Genomic DNA, 19508 nt, shown 5'->3' on the forward strand with positions numbered 1-19508 from the left:
GCCCCGGGAAACCGGGGCGTTTTTTGTTGTCTGATAGCTGCGTTGCTCCAGACGGCGCGGCGGCAGGATCTATTCGAACCCCTGCACCTTCGGCATCTCCTGGGTCGGCAGGATCGCAGGCGCGGCCGGCGCCGCTGCCGGCGGGGCGGCCTGGCCGATCGTCGACACCGCGGGCTGCGCGGGCGCAGCCCCGGGTGCTGCGGCCTGGGCTTCAGCCGGCTTTGGCGCGGCAGCGACCGTCTGCTGGGCCGGCGCGGGTGCTGCCGCTTCTGTGGGAGCGGGCGCAGGTACCGCGGCCTGGGCCGGAGCTGGCGCCGGCGCGGGCTTGGCCGCGAGCGGGCTCCGCTTCGGCACCGGCACCGCGCGGCGTGCAACATGCGGGATCGGTAATGGCGGCCGTGGCACCCGGGCCTGGATTGGTCGCGGCATCGGGCCGATGGGGCCGTAGGTCGCGGTCGGCTCGTTGTCGTAATCGTCGCCCATCCGGTCGGCCGGCGTGAAGCTGACGATCCGGCCGTTGCGGGCGTCGATCACCAGCCGTCCGTCAGCGCCGTCGCGGTCGATCACCGAAATTGTGTAGACGAAGCCGCGCTGCTGTGGGGCGCCGAGCGGCAAGTACCCGTTCTCGCGCAGCACCGTGTAGACCTCCACCGGCGGAAGCAGGCTCGGGACCCGGCCATAGCGGGGCGGCGGCGGAACATCCGGCGGCATGGCGGCATAGGGCCCGTCCAGATCGGACACCCTGATCAAGGACGGACTGCCGAACTGAGCGGGGGTCAGCAACTGCGCGTGCGCCGAGGCGGCGCCGAGCGCCAGACCGGCCGCCGCGACCCAACCTGTGTACAACTTCATCGCCGTAGCTCCTGTCTGCCCCGCGCCCGTGGAACGTTCTCGCTCTCTTGTCGGTTGCCCGGCACGAAATTTCATGATGAATTCCGGCGGTCCTTGGCCGGTCCTTGGGCCACATCACGGCGCGTTTGCTTCAAATCGGGGGCGGTCCGCGCCCGCCGAGACGTCCGATTTGACATGCGGGCGAGGACTTTCACGCGCTTGTGTGATAGACAAAAATTTGGCAAGGTCGGAGTTAGGACAGCAAAGCTGTCTCAATTTCGGGGCCATCCCGGCATAGGGATTGCAACGAAACCTCGGCGCCCCGGGCTCCGAGAATGCTGCAGGCAGGGCCGTTCCTCAGGGACGTTGAACGCCCCTCGCCTGAATTAAAGAAATTGCGGCTCGCGGCGGACGAGCGGTGGCCCCGGTGGGTGCCGCAACGCCCAAGGTGCGCCAATGACAGTGAGGCCCCTTTACGGAAGGGAGAGGACACATGAGCGGGTCGGAATTCGAGCGCGAAACCATCGTGGCAGGAACGCTGTCGGCGACCGCGGACTCGAAAGCCGCCGAGCCCGCGCGTGAACTGCACCCGCTTGAACTCCACACTTGGCGCCCGAAAGCCGAAGGCCTGTTCGATCCGAGCCTGGAAAAGGATTCCTGCGGCGTCGGCTTCATCGCCAACATCAAGGGCCAGAAGTCGCATCAGATCGTCTCCGACGCGCTGAGCATCCTGTGCAATCTCGAGCATCGCGGCGCCGTCGGCGCCGACCCGCGCGCCGGCGACGGCGCCGGCATTCTGGTGCAGATCCCGCACGCCTTCTTCACGCGCAAGACCGCCGAGCTCGGCTTCAAGCTGCCGAAGCCCGGCGACTACGCCATCGGCGCGCTGTTCATGCCGCGCGATTCCGCGTGGCGGAACGTGATCAAGAGCATCATCGCTGACGAGATCAGGAACGAGGGCTTCAAGCTGCTCGGCTGGCGCGACGTGCCATCAGACAATTCCTCGCTCGGCGCCACCGTGAAGCCGACCGAACCCTATCACATGCAGGTCTTCATCGGCCGCAACGGCGCCGCCAAGAGCGACGACGATTTCGAGCGCCGGCTCTACATCCTGCGCAAGTCGATCTCGCAGGCGATCTACCAGCGCCGCGACCGCGGCATGTCCGGCTACTACGTCTGCTCGATGTCGTGCCGCACCGTGATCTACAAGGGCATGTTCCTCGCCGACCAGCTCGGCAAGTATTATCCCGACCTGCACGAGGCGGATTTCGAGAGCGCGCTGGCGCTGGTGCATCAGCGCTTCTCGACCAACACCTTCCCGACCTGGTCGCTGGCGCATCCCTACCGGATGATCGCCCATAACGGCGAGATCAACACGCTGCGCGGCAACGTCAACTGGATGGCGGCCCGCCAGGCGTCCGTGCATTCGGAGCTCTACGGCAAGGACATCAGCCGTCTCTGGCCGATCTCCTACGAAGGCCAGAGCGACACCGCCTGCTTCGACAACGCGCTCGAATTCCTCGTGCAGGGCGGATATTCCCTTCCGCATGCCGTCATGATGATGATTCCGGAAGCGTGGGCCGGCAATCCGCTGATGGATGAGCAGCGCCGCGCCTTCTACGAATATCACGCCGCGCTGATGGAGCCGTGGGACGGCCCGGCTGCGATCGCCTTCACCGACGGCCGCAAGATCGGCGCCACCCTCGACCGCAACGGCCTGCGCCCGGCGCGCTACCTCGTCACCAAGGACGACCGCATCGTGATGGCGTCCGAGATGGGTGTCCTGAAGATTCCGGAGGAACAGATCGTCACCAAGTGGCGGCTGCAGCCCGGCAAGATGCTGCTCGTCGACCTCGAGCAGGGCCGCCTGATTCCGGACGACGAGATCAAGGCCGATCTCGCCAAGAGCCATCCCTACAGCGACTGGTTGCATCGCACCCAGATGCAGCTCGAGGAGCTGCCGGATGCACCGACCAAGGGCGTGCGCTCCAACCTGCCGCTGCTCGACCGGCAGCAGGCGTTCGGCTACAGCCAGGAAGACATCACCATCCTGATGACGCCGATGGCTGCCACCGGCGAGGAAGCCGCGGGCTCGATGGGCAACGACACGCCGATCTCGGCGCTGTCGAACCGGCCGAAGCAGCTCTTCACCTACTTCAAGCAGAACTTCGCGCAGGTCACCAACCCGCCGATCGATCCGATCCGCGAGGAGCTCGTGATGAGCCTCGTCTCGATCATCGGGCCGCGGCCGAACCTGTTCGACCTGCAGGGACTGGCCTCGACCAAGCGCCTCGAAGTGCGCCAGCCGATCCTGACCGACGCGGACCTCGAGAAGATCCGCTCGATCTCCGACGTTGCCGAAACGCACTTCAAGTCGCGCACGCTCGACACCACCTTCCACGCCGGCTTCGGCGCGGCGGGCATGGAGCAGGTGCTCGACGAGCTCTGCGCGCGCGCCGAGGGCGCGGTGCGCGAGGGCATCAACATCATCATCCTGTCCGACCGCATGACCGGCACCGACCGGATCCCGATCCCGTCGCTGCTCGCCTGCGCCGCCGTGCATCATCATTTGATCCGCACCGGCTTGCGCACCTCGGTCGGCCTCGTGATCGAATCCGGCGAGCCGCGCGAAGTGCATCACTTCGCCTGTCTCGCGGGCTACGGCGCCGAGGCGATCAATCCCTATCTCGCGTTCGAGACCATCCTCGCGATGAAGGACAAGCTGCCCGGCGCGCTCGACGACTATGAGGTCATCAAGCGCTACATCAAGTCGATCGGCAAGGGCCTGCTCAAGGTGATGTCCAAGATGGGCATCTCGACCTACCAGTCCTATTGCGGCGCGCAGATCTTCGACGCGGTCGGCCTGAAGGCGGACTTCGTCGCCAAGTATTTTGCCGGCACCCACACCCGCATCGAGGGCGTGGGCCTTGCCGAGATCGCCGAGGAGACGGTGCGGCGCCACATCGACGCGTTCGGTGACGCGCAGGTCTACAAGAGCGCGCTCGACGTCGGCGGCGAATATGCCTTCCGCACCCGCGGCGAGGACCACGCCTGGACCGCGGAATCGGTCTCGACGCTGCAGCATGCCGTCCGCGGCAACTCGCAGGAGCGCTACCGGGCGTTCGCCAAGATCCTCAACGAGCAGTCCGAGCGGTTGCTGACGCTGCGCGGCCTGTTCCGGATCAAGACCGCCGATGACGACAAGCGCAAGCCGGTCAAGCTCGAGGAAGTCGAACCGGCCAAGGAAATCGTCAAGCGGTTCTCGACCGGTGCGATGTCGTTCGGCTCGATCTCGCGCGAGGCGCATACCACGCTCGCGATCGCGATGAACCGGATCGGCGGCAAGTCGAACACCGGCGAAGGCGGTGAGGAAGCCGATCGCTTCAAGCCGCTGCCGAACGGCGATTCGATGCGCTCGGCGATCAAGCAGGTCGCCTCGGGCCGGTTCGGCGTGACCACGGAGTATCTCGTCAACTCCGACATGATGCAGATCAAGATGGCACAGGGCGCCAAGCCCGGCGAAGGCGGCCAGTTGCCCGGCCACAAGGTCGACGCGACCATCGCCAAGGTCCGGCACTCGACGCCGGGCGTCGGCCTGATCTCGCCGCCGCCGCATCACGACATCTACTCGATCGAAGATCTCGCCCAGCTGATCTACGACCTCAAGAACGTCAATCCGGACGGCCAGGTCTCGGTCAAGCTCGTCTCCGAGGTCGGCGTCGGCACGGTTGCCGCCGGCGTCGCCAAGGCGCGTGCCGACCATGTGACGATCGCGGGCTTCGAGGGCGGCACCGGCGCCTCCCCGCTGACCTCGATCAAGCATGCCGGCTCGCCGTGGGAGATCGGTCTCGCCGAAACCCACCAGACGCTGGTGCGCCAGCGGCTGCGCAGCCGCATCGCGGTGCAGGTCGACGGCGGCTTCCGCACCGGCCGTGATGTCGTGATCGGCGCGCTGCTCGGGGCCGACGAGTTCGGCTTCGCCACCGCGCCGCTTATTGCGGCGGGCTGCATCATGATGCGCAAGTGCCACCTCAACACCTGCCCGGTCGGTGTCGCGACCCAGGACCCGGTGCTGCGCAAGCGCTTCACCGGCCAGCCCGAGCACGTCATCAATTACTTCTTCTTCGTCGCCGAGGAAGTGCGCGAGATCATGGCGCAGCTTGGCTACCGCAAGTTCGACGAGATGGTCGGCCAGGTCCAGATGCTGGACCAGACCGCGCTGGTCTCGCACTGGAAGGCCAAGGGCCTCGACTTCTCCAAGCTGTTCGTGCGGCAGCCGGAGGAGAAGGGCCAGACGATCTATCACTCGGAAGCCCAGAACCATCATCTGGAAGCCGTGCTCGACCGCCGGCTGATCGAGAAGGCGCAGGCCGCGCTCGATCGCGGCGCGCCGGTCAGGATCGAGGAAGAGATCCACAACACCGACCGTTCCGCCGGCGCAATGCTGTCGGGCGCGGTAGCGAAGATCTATGGCCATGAGGGGCTGCCGCTCGACACCATCCATGTCGACCTGAAGGGCACGGCGGGACAGGCGTTCGGCGCGTGGCTTGCCAAGGGCGTCACCTTCGAGCTCGAGGGTGAAGGCAACGACTATGTCGGCAAGGGCCTCTCCGGCGGCCGCATCATCATCAAGCCGCCGAAGGTCTCCGGCATCGTTCCGGAAGAGTCGATCATCGTCGGCAACACCGTGATGTACGGCGCGATCGCGGGCGAGTGCTACTTCCGCGGCATCGCCGGCGAGCGCTTCGCGGTGCGCAACTCCGGCGCGGTCGCGGTGGTCGAAGGCTCCGGCGACCATTGCTGCGAATACATGACCGGCGGCATCGTGGTGGTGCTCGGCAAGACCGGGCGCAACTTCGCGGCCGGCATGTCCGGCGGCATCGCCTATGTGCTGGACGAGGCCGGCGACTTCGCCAAGCTCTGCAACCTCGCGATGGTCGAGCTGGAGCCGGTGCTGTCGGAGGAGATGATCAACGCCGGCACCTATAATCACTCCGGCGATCTCGAGGCGCATGGCCGGGTCGACGTGTTCCAGAACCTGCTCGACTCCGACGTCGAGCGGCTGCACGTCCTGATCACGCGTCACGCCAAGCTGACCGGCTCGAAGAAGGCCGCCGAGATCCTCGCGAACTGGAAGACGTGGCTGCCGAAATTCCGCAAGGTGATGCCGGTGGAGTACCGCCGCGCGCTGAAGGAAATGAAGGCGAACGCCGACGCCGAGCCGAAAATCGCGATCGGTGCGTAAGCTTTGGACGGAACCGTCATTGCGAGCGCAGCGAAGCAATCCATAGATCCCGCGGATGGATGGATTGCTTCGTCGCTCGGCTCCTCGCAATGACGGGACGTGAGAGAAGACATTTGGACGAACACATGATGCAGGGGCATCGGGTTTAATGGGAAAGATTACAGGTTTTCTCGAGATCGACCGCAATGAGCGCAAGTACACGCCGGTCGCCGAGCGGTTGAAGAACTTCAACGAGTTCGTCATCCCCTTGAGCGAGAAGGACACGCGCGACCAGGCCGCGCGCTGCATGAACTGCGGCATCCCCTATTGCCACGGCACCGGCTCCGCCGCGCCGGGCACGCCGGGCTGCCCGGTCAACAACCAGATCCCCGACTTCAACGACCTCGTCTATCAGGGCAACTGGGAAGAGGCCTCGCGCAACCTGCACTCGACCAACAACTTTCCGGAGTTCACCGGGCGCATCTGTCCGGCGCCATGCGAGGCGTCCTGCACGCTCAACATCGACGACAACCCGGTCACCATCAAGACCATCGAATGCGCGATCGTCGACCGCGCCTGGGACAATGGCTGGCTGAAGCCGGAGATCGCTACGGAGAAGACCGGCAAGAAGGTCGCCATCATCGGCTCCGGCCCCGCCGGCCTCGCCTGCGCGCAGCAGCTCGCGCGCGCCGGCCACGAGGTGCATGTCTACGAGAAGTACGCCAAGGCCGGCGGCCTGCTGCGCTACGGCATCCCCGACTTCAAGATGGAAAAGAACATCATCGACCGCCGAGTGGCGCAGATGGAAGCCGAGGGCGTCACCTTCCATTACGGCAAGCCCGTTGGCGGCATTGCCATGAACGCGATCGATCCGCAGGAGCTGGTCAAGCAGTATGACGCCGTCGCGCTGACCGGCGGCGCGGAAGCCCCGCGCGACCTGCCGATCCCCGGCCGCGAACTCGCCGGCATCCACTTCGCGATGGACTTCCTGCCGCAGCAGAACCGCCGCGTCTCCGGCGAGCCGCAGAACGGCGCCGCCGAGATCCTCGCCGGCGGCAAGCATGTCGTCGTGATCGGCGGCGGCGACACCGGCTCGGACTGCATCGGCACCTCGTTCCGGCAAGGAGCGCTGTCGGTGACCCAGCTCGAGATCATGCCGGCGCCGCCCGAGCACGAGAACAAGGGCGTGATCTGGCCGAACTGGCCGCTGAAGATGCGCACGTCGTCGAGCCAGGCCGAAGGCGCGGTGCGCGAATTCGCGGTGCTGACCCAGAAGTTCGAGGGCACCGACGGCAAGGTCACCAAGCTGCATTGCGTTAGGGTCGACGACAAGTTCAAGCCGCTGCCCGGCACCGAGTTCACGCTCGACGCCGAGCTCGTGCTGCTCGCGATGGGCTTCGTGCATCCCGTGCACGAGGGCCTGCTCAAGACCCTCGGCGTCGATCTCGACCAGCGCGGCAACGTCCGCGCCAACCTGCAGGACTACCAGACCTCGCAGGCCAAGGTGTTCTCCGCCGGCGACATGCGCCGCGGCCAGTCGCTGGTGGTGTGGGCGATCCGCGAAGGCCGCCTCTGTGCACGGTCGATCGACACGTTCCTGATGGGGAAGACGGATCTGCCGCGGTAACGCGGCAATTCGGCCGAACGACAACCACAAGCTCGACTGTCATCGCCCGCGAAAGCGGGCGATCCAGTATTCCAGAGACGCCAGGGTTTAAGCCGAGAAGCCGCGGCGTACTGGATGCCCCGCATGCGCGGGGCATGACGAGTTACGATCGCGGCGAGAGTTCAACAGCTCAATTCTGCACGCGCACGCCCAGCATCACCACCGTCGAGGCCGAGCTCTGTCCCGGCTGGTTGGAGTCCAGCCAGTCGCGGCGCACCGTGCCCTTGACCCAGAGGCTGCGGGTCATCTTGTAGATCAGGTCTGTCGACACCGAGTAGATCGAGTCGGTGCGGTTGTCGCCCTTGTACTCGAGCGTGCCGTAGGTGAACTTGCCGATCGCGGTCAGCCAGCGGCGGAAATCGTGATCGACCTCGACGGTGTAGGTGCGCGACAGCACGCCCGAGGTGCCGGGCAGCGTGGTCTCGCCGAGCTGCGTGTCCGAGTAGAACTTGGCGGTCGTCAGCGACGTCGCGGTCCAGGTCAATGACGCCGTAGTGAGCAGGCCCTCGAGCCGGCCGAGCCGCGTGTCGGCATAGTCGCGCATCGCGTAGCCGATCGAGACCTCGCCGAACAACAGCCGCGTGAACTCGAAGGACGTGCCGGCCTTGGCGTAGCCGCCGTTCGAATCGCGCGCGTAGCCGGCGCGGTCGAGATAGAGATCATGGACGCGGCTGTCGCCTTCCACCTCGAGGAACGGCTTGACGGCGGGCGTCAGCTCATAGCTGACGCGGCCGACGCCGCCATACTGGGTGAAGTTGCGATCGTCGTTCGACGACGTGGTGCCGTCGGTGAGCTTGGACCACTGATAATCGGTGCGGTCGATGGTGGCGCCGGCGGAGACCTGCAGGCGGTTGAAATTCTGGTCGAAGCCGAAGGTGCCGCCGATCGTGCTGTAGAGCGGATATCTGGCGAGGCCGGCCTGAATGTTCGGGCTGCCGGGATTGTCGGTCGAGACCAGGAAGCGCGCCTGCGCGGTGAGGCGCGTGTCTCTCGAAACGTCGAAGCGCCCGTCGACATGGCCGACGAAATTGGGACGGTCGATGTCGAGCGGCGCCGACAGCGGCGTGCCGTCGGCGTTCGGCGTCAGGCCAGAGCCATAGCCGGTGAAGGAGCCGCGCAGGTCGGCCACGACCGCGTGGCGCTCCCAGTCGGACACCGCGAGGAATTCCGGTGCGACCATGTAGAACGCGCGTCCCTGCGGCGAATACAGCCGGCCCGGATTGGTATCGTAGCCGGCCATGACCTCGACCGCGGTCTTGATCAGGAACGAGCCGGCGTAATCGCCGACCGCACCGAACGGATCGTCATCGAGCCTCAGCCGCCTGCGCGGCGGTTGCCCCGGAATGGTGCCGGCCATCGCCGGCGGGACCGGCGGCTTGTTGGCCGTGGCCGACGGCGGGATCGACAGCCGCAACTGCCCGGCGGCGTCGAGCGGCGGCGACGCAGGCGGCGGCGTGCCGGGGCCCGGCGACGGCTTCGGCCTGGGCTGGCCCGGATAATATTTCGGCCTCTGTCGCTTGCGGTTGAGCGAGTCGTAACCCGAGGTCGACGCACCGTTGGCGGCCGGCAGGCCGTAGGTCGGGACCTGGCCGGTACCGACCTGGCCGGCACCGGTACGCGATGGCGCACGCCGGTTGCGATCGAGGTCCGGTAAGCCCGAGCCGTTGAGCGAATCGCCCGCATCGGCCGTGATTGGCCGCAGCGGCGAGTTCGGATTGATGAACTGGCTTTGGCGGGTCGGGCTGAAGAGATCGGGCGTGACGGTCTGGGCCTCGGCGAGCCCCGTGGTCGCGGTCAGCGCAAGACACGGCAAGGCAACGCGAACGAGACGCCCGCGCCCAGCCCGGCCCCTTGCTGGCCTCCGCACCACGACAGAAAATACCCCAACAAATTCACGTACTTGACGGACGCATTCCAACTGCCGCCGGAAAACGTCGTTAATGCAGTAAAAACAATTATGGTTAATGAGCCGTTGAGGGCTGCGCGCCGCACGTCGCCTCTACGAGTGGACCGTGCTAAGGGAGACGCCCGGGCGCAAAGCCCCTCCCCTGGAATCCAATATGGCCAAACCGAAACCGCTGATGACCAAATCATCCGGCCCTGACGACGGTGCCGTTCAATCGGCGCTCCGCACCCTTGATGCCGAAGCGAGCGGCGTCGCCGCGATCGCTGCGGCGCTCAAGTCCGACCTCGGCGTGTCCTTCATCGCGGCGGCTGAGCTGATCCGCAACGCCAAGGGGCGGCTGATCGTCACCGGGCTCGGCAAGTCGGGCCATATCGGGCGCAAGATCGCGGCGACCTTCGCCTCGACCGGCACGCCGGCGTTCTTCGTGCACGCCGCGGAGGCGAGCCACGGCGACCTCGGCATGATCACCGCCGACGACGCGATCCTGGCGCTGTCCTGGTCCGGCGAGCAGCCGGAGATGCGCAACCTGATCGCCTACGGGGCGCGCTTCGGCATTCCCTTGATCGCGATGACGGCGGACAAGGACTCGACCCTGAGCAAGGCCGCCGACGTGCAGCTGACGCTGCCCAAGGCGCGCGAGGCCTGCCCGCACAATCTGGCGCCGACCACATCCTCGCTGATGATGCTGGCGCTCGGCGATGCGCTGGCGATCGCGCTGCTCGAAGGCCGCGGCTTCACCTCGACCGATTTCAGCGTGCTGCATCCGGGCGGCAAGCTCGGGGCCATGCTGAAATTTGCGCGCGACCTGATGCATGGCGGCGATGCCGTGCCCTTGAAGCCGCTCGGCACCAAGATGTCGGACGCGCTGGTCGAGATGACCTCGAAGGGCTTTGGCTGCGTCGGTATCGTCGACCGGCACGGGCATCTCGTCGGCATCGTCACCGACGGGGACCTGCGCCGTCATATGCGCCCCGACCTGCTGGCGCTGTCGGTCGACGAGGTGATGACGGGGACCCCGAAAACGATCGGCCGCGACACGCTCGCCGGCGAGGCGCTGGAGCTGCTCAACGCGTCGAAGATCACCACGCTGATCGTGACGGATGCGAAGAAGCCGGTCGGCATCATCCATCTGCACGACCTCTTGCGCGCGGGCGTGGCGTAGACCAGCGCGGTCTCTCACCTCGTCATTGCGAGCGAAGCGAAGCAATCCATCCTTCCGAGCGCGAGGAAAGATGGATTGCTTCGTCGCTTCGCTCCTCGCAATGACGGTTCATTACCTCGGAAACCGCGCCGCGGTCGCCTCCAGTGGCATGGCCAGCGCGTTGGTGAGATAGGAGACCGTGCGGTAGAAGCCGCACAGCAGGATGATCTCCAGGATCTGGTCGTCATCGTAATGCGCTTTCAGCGCTGCGAACTCGGCTTCGCTCAACGTCGCGTGCGCATGCAGCGCGTCGACTGCCGCGATCATGGCCTGTTCGGCCGGTGACCAGCAACTTGCGCCGGCCGGGCCGTGCACGGTGGCGCGGACCTGCTCCTCCGAAAGCTCGGCGGCCGCGCCGAACGCGGTGACGTGCACACCCCACTCATATTCGCAGGCGTTCAGCGCGCAGGTGCGGTCGATCACGATCTCGCGCTCCCGCAAGGGCAGCGGCCCGCGGTCAAGCAGGCTGCCGCCGCGGAATTTCTCCCATGCGCGCGGATGGCCGGCCATGACGCGGAACAGCACAAGCGGCGTCCTGCCGCGCATGATGCGGTCAAATTGCTGTTGAACTTCGGCTGCGTAAGGCGGATCGAGCGGTGCGATGCGTGACATGGCCTGATACTGTCGCTACAATTACTGTAGCGTAAAGCTACAATATCTGTAGCGACGTGCAAGAGGGATTCGCGCTCATGCCGAAGCAGGCTCAGTCCGCCAGACCCGGCGTCCGCGGCTCGCGGACCGGGCGCCCGATCATGGCGCTGCTCGACCTGCTGGGCCGCCGCTGGACGTTGCGGATCATCTGGGAATTGCGGGAGAGCGCGCTGACCTCGCGCGCGCTGCGCACCGCCTGCGATGAGGCGTCGCCGACGATCCTGCAGACGCGGCTGACCGAGCTGCGCGACGCCGGTTTCGTCGAACTGACCGATGACGGCTACCGCCTCACCGCGCTCGGCGGGGAGCTGTTGCAGACTTTCGCTCCGCTCAATCGCTTCGCCGAGCGCTGGCGCAGGCAGAGCAGCAGCTAGGCCACCGCCACCGTCAGGCTGGCGCCGTCGGCGCGGATGACCTTCACCCGGCTACCGGCCGGGGTATCGGGGCCGGCGATGCGCCAGATCGTATCGTCGATCCGCACGGTGCCTGTGCCGTCGATGATCGGCTTCTCCAGCGTGAATTCGCGACCGATCAGGGCCTCGTTGCGGCGATTGAGGAACGGGTTGCTCTTGCTCGCCTCCGTCGCGCTCTTGGCAAAATGCCGCCACGCCGGCACCGCGGCCGCGGCGAACACCGCGAACATCAAAAGCTGCGTCTGCCACGACGGATTGATCACGAACGACAGCAGACCGACCAAGAGCGCCGCAAGCCCAAGCCAGAACAGGAACATGCCGGGCGCCGCCAGCTCCAGCGCCATCAGGATGAAGCCGAAGATCAGCCAGTTCCAGGTGCCCAACGTCGAAAACATCTCGGTCATGACACGACCTCTATGATTGCAGGCGCGATGCTATCACGCCCTCACCTCTGCGGCGGCAGAGTCGGCCCGGCCGGCGGCACTGCCGGCGGAGTTGGCCCAGCCGGCGGCACCGAGCCGCGCCGCGCGGCCGCCGTGGCGGACGCGGCGCTCTCGCCAAACGTGGCGCGCGCGATCTCGCCGATGCCGGCAAGCGAGCCCAGCACGCTCGCGGTCTCGATCGGCAACATCAGCACCTTCTGGTTCGGCGATTCCGCGAGCAGACCGAACGCCTTGATGTACTTGTCGGCGATGAAATAGTTCAACGCGGCGACGTCGCCTTTGGCGATCGAATCCGAGACCATCTGCGTCGCCTTTGCCTCGGCCTCGGCGAGACGCTCGCGCGCCTCGGCATCACGGAAGGCGGCTTCGCGGCGGCCCTCGGCCTGCAGGATCTGGCCTTGCTTGGCGCCCTCGGCGCGCAGGATCTCGGACTGCCGCTGACCTTCCGCCTGCAGGATGTCGGCGCGCTTGACGCGCTCGGCCTTCATCTGCCGGCCCATCGCCTCGACAAGGTCGGCCGGCGGCACGATGTCCTTGATCTCGATGCGGTTGACCTTGACGCCCCAGGGCGAGACCGCGGCGTCGACCACGCGCAGCAGCCGCTCGTTGATCTCGTCGCGATGCGACAGCACCTGGTCGAGATCCATCGAGCCCATCACCGAGCGGATGTTGGTCATGGTCAGCACGGTGATCGCCTGCGTCAGGTTGGCCACCTCGTAGCTCGCCTTCGCGGCATCGAACACCTGGAAGAATGCGACGCCGTCCACCGTCACGGTGGCGTTGTCCTTGGTGATCACCTCCTGCTCGGGGATGTCGATCACCTGCTCCATCATGTTGATCTTGCGGCCGACGCGATCGAAATAGGGCACGATCAAATTGAGGCCCGGCGTCAACGTGCGGGTGTATTTGCCGAACCGCTCGATGGTCCAGTCAAAGCCTTGCGGGACGGTCTTGACCCCGGCAAACAGTGTGACGATGACGAGAAGAACAAACGCGATCGCGAAAATATCGAAACCAGTCATGAAGTCCTCCAGGGCCGGCCAGAACCGTCGCCGGGCGCGGTCCGTGCATTGGTCGGCAGGACTGCTGCGCCGGTTCAGCCGGCTGTTCTTTTGACCATTACGTAGGGAGCGGTCTTGCGGGCTGCCAGATGTATGAAGGCTGAACGGACGCGGCGTGTCCAGCGTCATGGATCGTTAACAATCTAGATCCAGTCGTTAACGATCAGATCCAGCCTTGCAGCTCGCGCAGCACCAGCTGGCGGATCACGTTCATGCCGCCGTCACTGTCGTTGAGGCAGGGGATCGCGGCGAACTGCTCGCCGCCATTGTGCCTGAAGATTTCGGCATTCTCCTGCGCGATCTCTTCCAGTGTCTCCAGGCAGTCGGCGGAGAAGCCGGGCATGACCACGGCGATCCGCCGCACGCCATCCTTTGCCAGTTTCTCGACAGTCTTGTCCGTATAGGGCTGTAGCCACTCTGCGTTACCGAAACGCGACTGGAAGGTGAGGATCAGCTTCGACGCTTCGAGCCCGAGCCGTTTGCGCAAGGCGTCCGTCGTTGCGATGCACTGAGCCTGATAGGGATCGCCCTTCTCGACATACTCCTTCGGCATGCCGTGGAAGGACGCGAGAATGATCTCGGGCTGGAACGGCATGCCAGCCAGATGCGCATTGATCGACTGCGCCAGCGCCTCGATATAGGCGGGGTCGTCGTAATAAGGCGGCGTCACCCGCAGGATCGGCTGCGCGCGCATGCCGGCCAGCACACGAAACACCTCGTCGCAGACCGTTGCCGAGGTCGCGGCGGAATATTGCGGATAGAGCGGCACGACCAGGAGGCGGCTGCAACCGCGCGCGGCGAGCGCCTCGATGCGGGACTGGATCGACGGATTCCCGTAGCGCATCGCCCAGTCGATCGTGACGTGCCCGTGATCGGCGATATCGGCCGCAAGCTTCTCGGCCTGCGAGCGCGTGATCGTCTTCAGTGGCGACTCGTTCTTCTCGACGTTCCAGATCTTCAGGTAGTCGCGCGCCTTGCTGCGCGGACGGACGCGCAGGATGATGCCGTTGAGGATCAGCTTCCAGCGCAGGCCTTGATCCTCGATCACCCGCGGATCGGACAAGAATTCCCTGAGATAGACCCGCACGCCCGCGGCGTCGGCCGTATCCGGTGTGCCGAGATTGACCAACAGCACGCCGACGCGCTCGGGCGTCGCTTCCGCGGCCCGCTTCGCACTTCCGAAGGGAATGACCGTGCTCATGATGACCTTGGGCTTCGCGCGTTGCTCCAACCTTGTCAAGCCGAGTGCGGGTTGGCTACGTTCCGCTCTGAAAAGGGGAGGAACCATGACGGTCGCCGAATGGTGCGTCTTCGGGACGCTGATGCTTTCGCTCCTGACGATCGCATCCGTGAAATGGATCGGCTTCCGTCGTTTCGACAATTCCCGGCCGCGCGCCCCCGAGTTCTACGACGACCCGATCCGGTCGCGGGCGCTCGGCGCCCACCAGAACGGCCTCGAGGCCTTTCCGTTCTTTGCCGTCGCCGTGCTGCTTGCCGAGTTTCGCCTCGGCCATCTGCGGCTGATCGACGAGCTGGCCGTGCTGTTCCTGATCATGCGCATCGCCTACGTCTTCACCTATATCGGCAACCGGCCGACGCTGCGTTCGATCCTGTGGAGCATCGGTTTCGCGATCAACATCGCGATCTTCTTCCTGCCGGCGATCCGGGGGTATTTGACGGGTTGAGGGTCCTTCTCCCTCTCCCCGTTCTTACCGGGTCGAGACGAGCGAAGCTCGCTCTTGGAGGGTTGGGTGAGGGGCTGCTTTCCACGAATCGTGAAAGTGGTGAGACCTGTACCCCCTCACCCGGATCGCTTCGCGATCCGACCTCTCCCCGCAAGCGGGGCGAGGTGACTTTAGAGGCACGTCACTCGTTCGGCCGCGACGTAGCCGAACAACAGGCCCAGCCCGAACAGCAGCACGAGCGCGGCGGCAACAAACTCCAGGCCGCGCATGATCAGCATGCCGCCGCCATCGCGCGCGGTGCTGAGCTTCTCGGCCATCCCGCGTGCCGACACCGCCACGATGGCAATCGCCGCAACGGTGATGGCGGTGCCGAGCCCCATCACGAAGGTCGCGGCGATGCCGGCCCAGAACAGGCCCTGCGCCAGCGCGAACACCAGCACCAGGATCGCGCCAGAGCACGGCCGGATCCCGACCGCGACAATCGCGCTCAGACCGCGCTGCCAGCCGCCGGGACCGGCGAGCTCCACCGGCGTCGGCCCGTGCGAATGGCCGCAATGCTCGTCATGGACGTGGTGCGGGTCGTGATCGTGGTTATGGCCGTTATCATGCCCATGATGATGATCGTGATCGTGATGCTCGTGGGCGTGGTGATGGTGCTGGTCGTGCTCATGGGCGTGGTCGCCGTGACCATGCTGACGGGCGCCTGCCATCGCCAGCGCCGGGCGCGGCACCTGCAGTGCCCGGATCAGGCCGCGGCCCTTGACCCAGAGCAGCCGGGCGCCGAACGCCGCGATCAGCGCGTAGCTCGCGATCTCGATCGCCTTCTCCGCCCCGCACATGGTCTTCGCCGTGGCATTGAGCAGCCAGGCGCAGATCCCGACGACGACGATAGCGACCAGCGACTGCAGCAGCGCCGAGGCGAACGACAGCACGATGCCGCGGCGGGCGGTCTCGCGATTGGCGACCAGATAGGACGAGATCACCGCCTTGCCGTGGCCGGGCCCTGCGGCGTGGAAGATCCCATAAGCAAAGGAGATCGCAAGCAGCGTCCAGACCGCCGAACCGTCGGATTTGGCGGCGCGGATGGTCGCGGACATCTCGCGGTAGAATTCCGACTGCTTGGCGAGCAGCCAGCCGACGAGCCCGCCCTGCGGCTCGGCCGCGCGCGGCGCGCCGAACGGATTCTGCGCCAGCAGCGCGTGGCCCGCGGCATCGAGCAGCACCACCGCACCCAGCACGGCGCCGGAGATGGCGAGGCCGCGCATCATGCGGGCGAGCATTGGCGTCATGGACACTCCACCGTGATCTTGTTGGCGAACATCATGCCGAAATTGCCGTTGCCGCCGTCCAGGAAGTTCTGCTCGCCGAGCTTCTGCGCGGCAGCGGTGCCGTCATTCGGCCGCTCGAACTGCATCTTGCAGTCGGCCGATGCGCCGACCAGCTTGACCGGATCCTTGTCGGCATATTGGAAGTCGATGAAGTAGGTCGGATCGAACACTTCGAGCGCGAGCTGCCTGGCCTTGAACGGCGTCTTCACCGGCAGCGTGAAGTGCAAGGTCAGTGCCGTGTCCTTGTATTCGAGGAAGTAGTCGACCGGTTCGGTGAACTTCTGCTTCTTGCCGTCGGCCTTGGCGAAGGTGAAATAGGCGTATTCCTTCAGCGACTCGACATTGGTCTGTGCCAGCGGCGCCAGCTCCTCGCGGCTGTAAGTGCCCTTGGTCTTGGCCTCGATGCCCTGCAGCGCATAGGTCGAGAACATGTCGTCGAAGGTCCAGGCGTGGCGGACCCCGGTGATGGTGCCGTCAGGGGCGTAGATCAGCTCGCTCCTCGCCGTGATCCAGACATGGGGATGGGCAGAAGCGGCGGCCGTGCCGAGCAGGACGGTCCCCGTCAGCACGAGCCAGCCGACAATGCGGCGCAGGATCGGCGCCACCTCAGGCCGCCTCAGGCGTTTCAAGCAGGCCGCGACGTCGCAGCAGCGCGTCCGGCTCGGGCTCACGGCCGCGGAAGGCGACATAGATTTCCTCGGGATCGCGCGAGCCACCGGACGAGTAGATGTCGTCATGCAACCGCTTGGCAATCGCGGGATCGAAGATGTCGCCGGCCTCCTCGAAGGCGCCGAACGCATCCGCGTCCATCACCTCCGACCACATGTAGCTGTAGTAGCCCGAAGCATAATGGTCGCCCGCGAAGATGTGGCCGAACTGGGTCGGGCGGTGCCGCAACGAGATTTCAGCGGGCATGCCGATCTTCTCCAGCTCCTGCTTCTCGAACGCCCGGACGTCGCGGCTGGCCGCGGCCGGCTGGGTGTGGAATTCGAGGTCGACCAGCGCCGAGGAGACGAACTCCACGGTGGCAAAGCCCTGGTTGAACCTGCGCGCGGCGAGGAAGCGCTTGAGCAGGTCGTCCGGCAACGGCTCGCCGGTCTGGTAGTGCCGGGCGAAGCGCTGCAGCACCTCGGGCCGCTCCTGCCAGTGCTCGTAGAGCTGCGACGGCAGCTCGACGAAATCGGTGAACACGGAGGTTCCCGACAGCGAGGGATAGGTCACGTCCGAGAGCATGCCGTGCAGACCGTGGCCGAACTCGTGGAACAGGGTCCGCGCGTCGTCCGGCGACAACAGCGACGGCGAGTCGTCCGCGCCCTTCGCGAAGTTGCAGACATTGATGACCAGCGGGGCGACGTCGCCGTCGAGCTTCTGCTGGTCGCGCAGCGAGGTCATCCAGGCGCCGGAGCGCTTCGAGGGCCGGGCGAAGTAATCGCCGTAGAACAGCGCCTTGTGATTGCCGCTGCGGTCCTTGACCTCCCAGACCCGCACGTCGGGGTGCCAGACCGGGATATCCTTGCGCTCCTCGAAGGTGACGCCGAACAGGCGGGTGGCGCAGTCGAACGCCGCCTCGATCATGTGGTCGAGCACCAGATAGGGCTTGATTGCGGCATCGTCGAAATTGGCCCGCCGCTGCCGGAGCTTCTCGGCGTAGTAGCGCCAGTCCCAGGGCGCGAGGGTGAAATTGCCACCCTCCTCCGCGATCAGTTCCTGCAGCGCGTCGCGATCCGCGAGCGCCCGCGCGCGCGCCGGCTTCCAGACCCGCTCCAGCAGGCCGCGGACGGCCCCGGGCGTCTTGGCCATGGAATCCTCGAGCCGGTAGGCGGCGTAGGTCGGGTAGCCAAGGATCCCGGCGCTTTCCTCGCGGAGCGAAAGGATCTCCACGATGGTCTCGTTGTTGTCATTGGCGTTGCCGTTGTCGCCGCGGGCGATGAAGGCCTTGTAGACCTTCTCGCGCAGGTCGCGGCGAGCCGAGCTCTGCAGGAACGGCTCGACCGAGGAGCGCGACAGCGTCACGATCGCCTTGCCGGGCTTGCCGCGCGCTGCTGCCGCAGCCTTGGCGGCCGCCACAAATGTGTCGGAGAGGCCGGCGAGGTCGCCCTCGCCGAGCTCCATCGACCACTCCTGCTCGTCGCCGAGCAGATGGTGACTGAAGGAGGTGCCGAGATGAGCGAGGCGCTCGTTTATTTCAGCCATCCGCGCCTTGGCGGCGTCGTCGAGGCCAGCGCCGGCGCGGCGGAAGCGGGTGTAGGTGCGCTCCAGGAGCCGCATCTGCTCGCCGGTCAGGCCGAGCGAGGCGCGCTTCTCGTGCAGCATGGCGATGCGGCCAAACAGCACAGCGTTCATCATGATCGGATTCCAGTGCCGCGCCATCCGCAGCGACACCTCCTTGTCGATCTCGAGAATCGCCGGGTTCGAATGGGCCGAGACCAGGTCGTAGAACACGGCCGAGACCTTCGACAGCAGCTTGCCGGAGCGCTCCAGTGCGGTGATCGTGTTGGCAAAGTCGGGCAGCGCCGGATCATGCGTGATTGCAGCGATTTCGGCCGAATGGTCGGCGAAGGCCTGCTCGAAAGCAGGGAGGAAATGCTCCGGCTCGATCTCGGCAAAGGGCGGCGTCTCGAACGGCGTCTGCCACGCCTTCAGGAGGGGGTTGGCCTGAGCCTGCGCGCTGGTTTCTGACATCAGATGTTCCGTTTTTCGCCTTGAAAATGCAGCAAGTCTATATCACGCGATACGGCATTTTTGGGCCTTTTGCGCTTGATAGATGGGCACTTTTCGGAGAGATTGCGCCCCCTGAACAGGACCTATTCCATGACCATGCAGCCCTCCACCTCAGGCAACCGCACCATCGTCTGGCCGAGCGTTATCACCGTGATCTCCGCGGCGATCCTGATCGGCGCGGAAGTGTTCGGCGCGGCGTTCGCCGGCGGCTGGGCGCTCGCGATTCTGTTCGGGCTGAACGACGTCGGCGCACACATCGTGCAAGCCGTGCTGTTCGGCATCGGCGTCCTGATCATGATCGCCTTCGTCCGCGCCGCTCAGCGCGTCGAGCCGTTCACGCGTCGCGCGTGAGATCAGCGATTCAAGAAAGCGCTGCGG

15 protein-coding genes are annotated in these 19508 nt (G+C 65.8%); 6 read left to right on the forward strand and 9 right to left on the reverse strand.

The annotated features are described in order from the left end of the window. Positions 1 to 69 precede the first annotated feature (69 nt). On the reverse strand, positions 70 to 852 hold the full coding sequence (locus MTX19_RS34125; protein WP_280981131.1) for a hypothetical protein: 783 nt from the start codon (positions 850 to 852) through the stop codon (positions 70 to 72). Positions 853 to 1324: 472 nt separating this feature from the next. Here MTX19_RS34125 and gltB point away from each other — a divergent pair, with 472 nt between their 5' ends. Together gltB and MTX19_RS34135 are read left to right on the forward strand one after the other, a co-directional pair. Next, positions 1325 to 6076, forward strand: a complete 4752-nt coding sequence (gene gltB, locus MTX19_RS34130) for a glutamate synthase large subunit (protein WP_280981132.1) — start codon at positions 1325 to 1327, stop codon at positions 6074 to 6076. 148 nt (positions 6077 to 6224) lie between these two features. Then, entirely contained in the window at positions 6225 to 7682 is a 1458-nt protein-coding gene (locus MTX19_RS34135; RefSeq protein WP_280981133.1) for a glutamate synthase subunit beta, read from the forward strand. 169 nt (positions 7683 to 7851) lie between these two features. On the opposite strand, the gene MTX19_RS34140 is transcribed toward MTX19_RS34135, so the two are convergent. Next, the gene (locus MTX19_RS34140) at positions 7852 to 9534 is read right to left on the reverse strand and encodes an outer membrane beta-barrel protein (RefSeq protein ID WP_280985683.1); all 1683 of its coding nucleotides are present in this window, start codon (positions 9532 to 9534) and stop codon (positions 7852 to 7854) included. 247 nt (positions 9535 to 9781) lie between these two features. Between MTX19_RS34140 and MTX19_RS34145 the strand changes: the two genes are divergently transcribed. Further along, positions 9782 to 10789, forward strand: coding sequence for a KpsF/GutQ family sugar-phosphate isomerase (locus MTX19_RS34145; protein ID WP_280981134.1), 1008 nt, complete (start codon positions 9782 to 9784; stop codon positions 10787 to 10789). Positions 10790 to 10900: 111 nt separating this feature from the next. Here MTX19_RS34145 and MTX19_RS34150 read toward each other — a convergent pair whose 3' ends face one another. After that, positions 10901 to 11440, reverse strand: a complete 540-nt coding sequence (locus tag MTX19_RS34150) for a carboxymuconolactone decarboxylase family protein (RefSeq protein ID WP_280981135.1) — start codon at positions 11438 to 11440, stop codon at positions 10901 to 10903. A gap of 77 nt (positions 11441 to 11517) precedes the next feature. On the opposite strand from MTX19_RS34150, the gene MTX19_RS34155 reads away from it, so the two are divergent. Continuing rightward, on the forward strand, positions 11518 to 11853 hold the full coding sequence (locus MTX19_RS34155; RefSeq protein WP_348638373.1) for a helix-turn-helix domain-containing protein: 336 nt from the start codon (positions 11518 to 11520) through the stop codon (positions 11851 to 11853). Here MTX19_RS34155 and MTX19_RS34160 read toward each other — a convergent pair. From MTX19_RS34160 to hemH, 3 genes are all read right to left on the reverse strand, one after another. After that, positions 11850 to 12296 (reverse strand): NfeD family protein, encoded by a 447-nt coding sequence (locus MTX19_RS34160; RefSeq protein ID WP_280981136.1) that lies wholly within the window; start codon positions 12294 to 12296, stop codon positions 11850 to 11852. The genes MTX19_RS34155 and MTX19_RS34160 overlap by 4 nt on opposite strands. A gap of 41 nt (positions 12297 to 12337) precedes the next feature. After that, on the reverse strand, positions 12338 to 13357 hold the full coding sequence (locus tag MTX19_RS34165) for an SPFH domain-containing protein (protein WP_280981137.1): 1020 nt from the start codon (positions 13355 to 13357) through the stop codon (positions 12338 to 12340). A 202-nt stretch (positions 13358 to 13559) separates the two neighbouring features. Then, a complete protein-coding gene (gene hemH, locus MTX19_RS34170) occupies positions 13560 to 14597 on the reverse strand; it encodes a ferrochelatase (protein ID WP_280981138.1) in 1038 nt (345 codons plus the stop codon). An 85-nt stretch (positions 14598 to 14682) separates the two neighbouring features. Between hemH and MTX19_RS34175 the strand changes: the two genes are divergently transcribed. Further along, positions 14683 to 15081: an MAPEG family protein gene (locus tag MTX19_RS34175; RefSeq protein ID WP_280981139.1), complete on the forward strand. Its 399-nt coding sequence runs from the start codon at positions 14683 to 14685 to the stop codon at positions 15079 to 15081. Positions 15082 to 15251: 170 nt separating this feature from the next. On the opposite strand, the gene MTX19_RS34180 is transcribed toward MTX19_RS34175, so the two are convergent. Genes MTX19_RS34180 through MTX19_RS34190 form a run of 3 tightly spaced genes read right to left on the reverse strand, consistent with a single transcriptional unit; the run spans position 15252 to position 19091 of the window. Further along, on the reverse strand, positions 15252 to 16370 hold the full coding sequence (locus tag MTX19_RS34180; protein ID WP_280981140.1) for a nickel/cobalt transporter: 1119 nt from the start codon (positions 16368 to 16370) through the stop codon (positions 15252 to 15254). Next, the gene (locus tag MTX19_RS34185) at positions 16367 to 17005 is read right to left on the reverse strand and encodes a DUF1007 family protein (RefSeq protein WP_280984975.1); all 639 of its coding nucleotides are present in this window, start codon (positions 17003 to 17005) and stop codon (positions 16367 to 16369) included. The genes MTX19_RS34180 and MTX19_RS34185 overlap by 4 nt, the downstream gene beginning before the upstream one ends. A gap of 10 nt (positions 17006 to 17015) precedes the next feature. Continuing rightward, positions 17016 to 19091 (reverse strand): M3 family metallopeptidase, encoded by a 2076-nt coding sequence (locus MTX19_RS34190; protein WP_280981141.1) that lies wholly within the window; start codon positions 19089 to 19091, stop codon positions 17016 to 17018. Positions 19092 to 19226: 135 nt separating this feature from the next. On the opposite strand from MTX19_RS34190, the gene MTX19_RS34195 reads away from it, so the two are divergent. Next, entirely contained in the window at positions 19227 to 19481 is a 255-nt protein-coding gene (locus tag MTX19_RS34195; protein ID WP_280977981.1) for a hypothetical protein, read from the forward strand. Positions 19482 to 19508: the final 27 nt, after the last annotated feature.

It is taken from the genome of Bradyrhizobium sp. ISRA464 (assembly GCF_029910095.1).
In the GTDB taxonomy this organism is placed as follows: Bacteria; Pseudomonadota; Alphaproteobacteria; order Rhizobiales; family Xanthobacteraceae; genus Bradyrhizobium.

What these genes read in the sequence shown, in the direction of transcription:
- gltB (WP_280981132.1), top strand. Translation starts at nt 1,325, where the DNA reads ATGAGCGGGTCGGAATTCGAGCGCGAAACCATCGTGGCAGGAACGCTG.
- MTX19_RS34160 (WP_280981136.1), bottom strand. Translation starts at nt 12,296, where the DNA reads ATGACCGAGATGTTTTCGACGTTGGGCACCTGGAACTGGCTGATCTTC.
- MTX19_RS34190 (WP_280981141.1), bottom strand. Translation starts at nt 19,091, where the DNA reads ATGTCAGAAACCAGCGCGCAGGCTCAGGCCAACCCCCTCCTGAAGGCG.
- MTX19_RS34175 (WP_280981139.1), top strand. Translation starts at nt 14,683, where the DNA reads ATGACGGTCGCCGAATGGTGCGTCTTCGGGACGCTGATGCTTTCGCTC.
- MTX19_RS34155 (WP_348638373.1), top strand. Translation starts at nt 11,518, where the DNA reads ATGCCGAAGCAGGCTCAGTCCGCCAGACCCGGCGTCCGCGGCTCGCGG.
- MTX19_RS34180 (WP_280981140.1), bottom strand. Translation starts at nt 16,370, where the DNA reads ATGACGCCAATGCTCGCCCGCATGATGCGCGGCCTCGCCATCTCCGGC.
- MTX19_RS34195 (WP_280977981.1), top strand. Translation starts at nt 19,227, where the DNA reads ATGCAGCCCTCCACCTCAGGCAACCGCACCATCGTCTGGCCGAGCGTT.
- MTX19_RS34125 (WP_280981131.1), bottom strand. Translation starts at nt 852, where the DNA reads ATGAAGTTGTACACAGGTTGGGTCGCGGCGGCCGGTCTGGCGCTCGGC.
- MTX19_RS34165 (WP_280981137.1), bottom strand. Translation starts at nt 13,357, where the DNA reads ATGACTGGTTTCGATATTTTCGCGATCGCGTTTGTTCTTCTCGTCATC.
- hemH (WP_280981138.1), bottom strand. Translation starts at nt 14,597, where the DNA reads ATGAGCACGGTCATTCCCTTCGGAAGTGCGAAGCGGGCCGCGGAAGCG.
- MTX19_RS34150 (WP_280981135.1), bottom strand. Translation starts at nt 11,440, where the DNA reads ATGTCACGCATCGCACCGCTCGATCCGCCTTACGCAGCCGAAGTTCAA.
- MTX19_RS34145 (WP_280981134.1), top strand. Translation starts at nt 9,782, where the DNA reads ATGGCCAAACCGAAACCGCTGATGACCAAATCATCCGGCCCTGACGAC.
- MTX19_RS34135 (WP_280981133.1), top strand. Translation starts at nt 6,225, where the DNA reads ATGGGAAAGATTACAGGTTTTCTCGAGATCGACCGCAATGAGCGCAAG.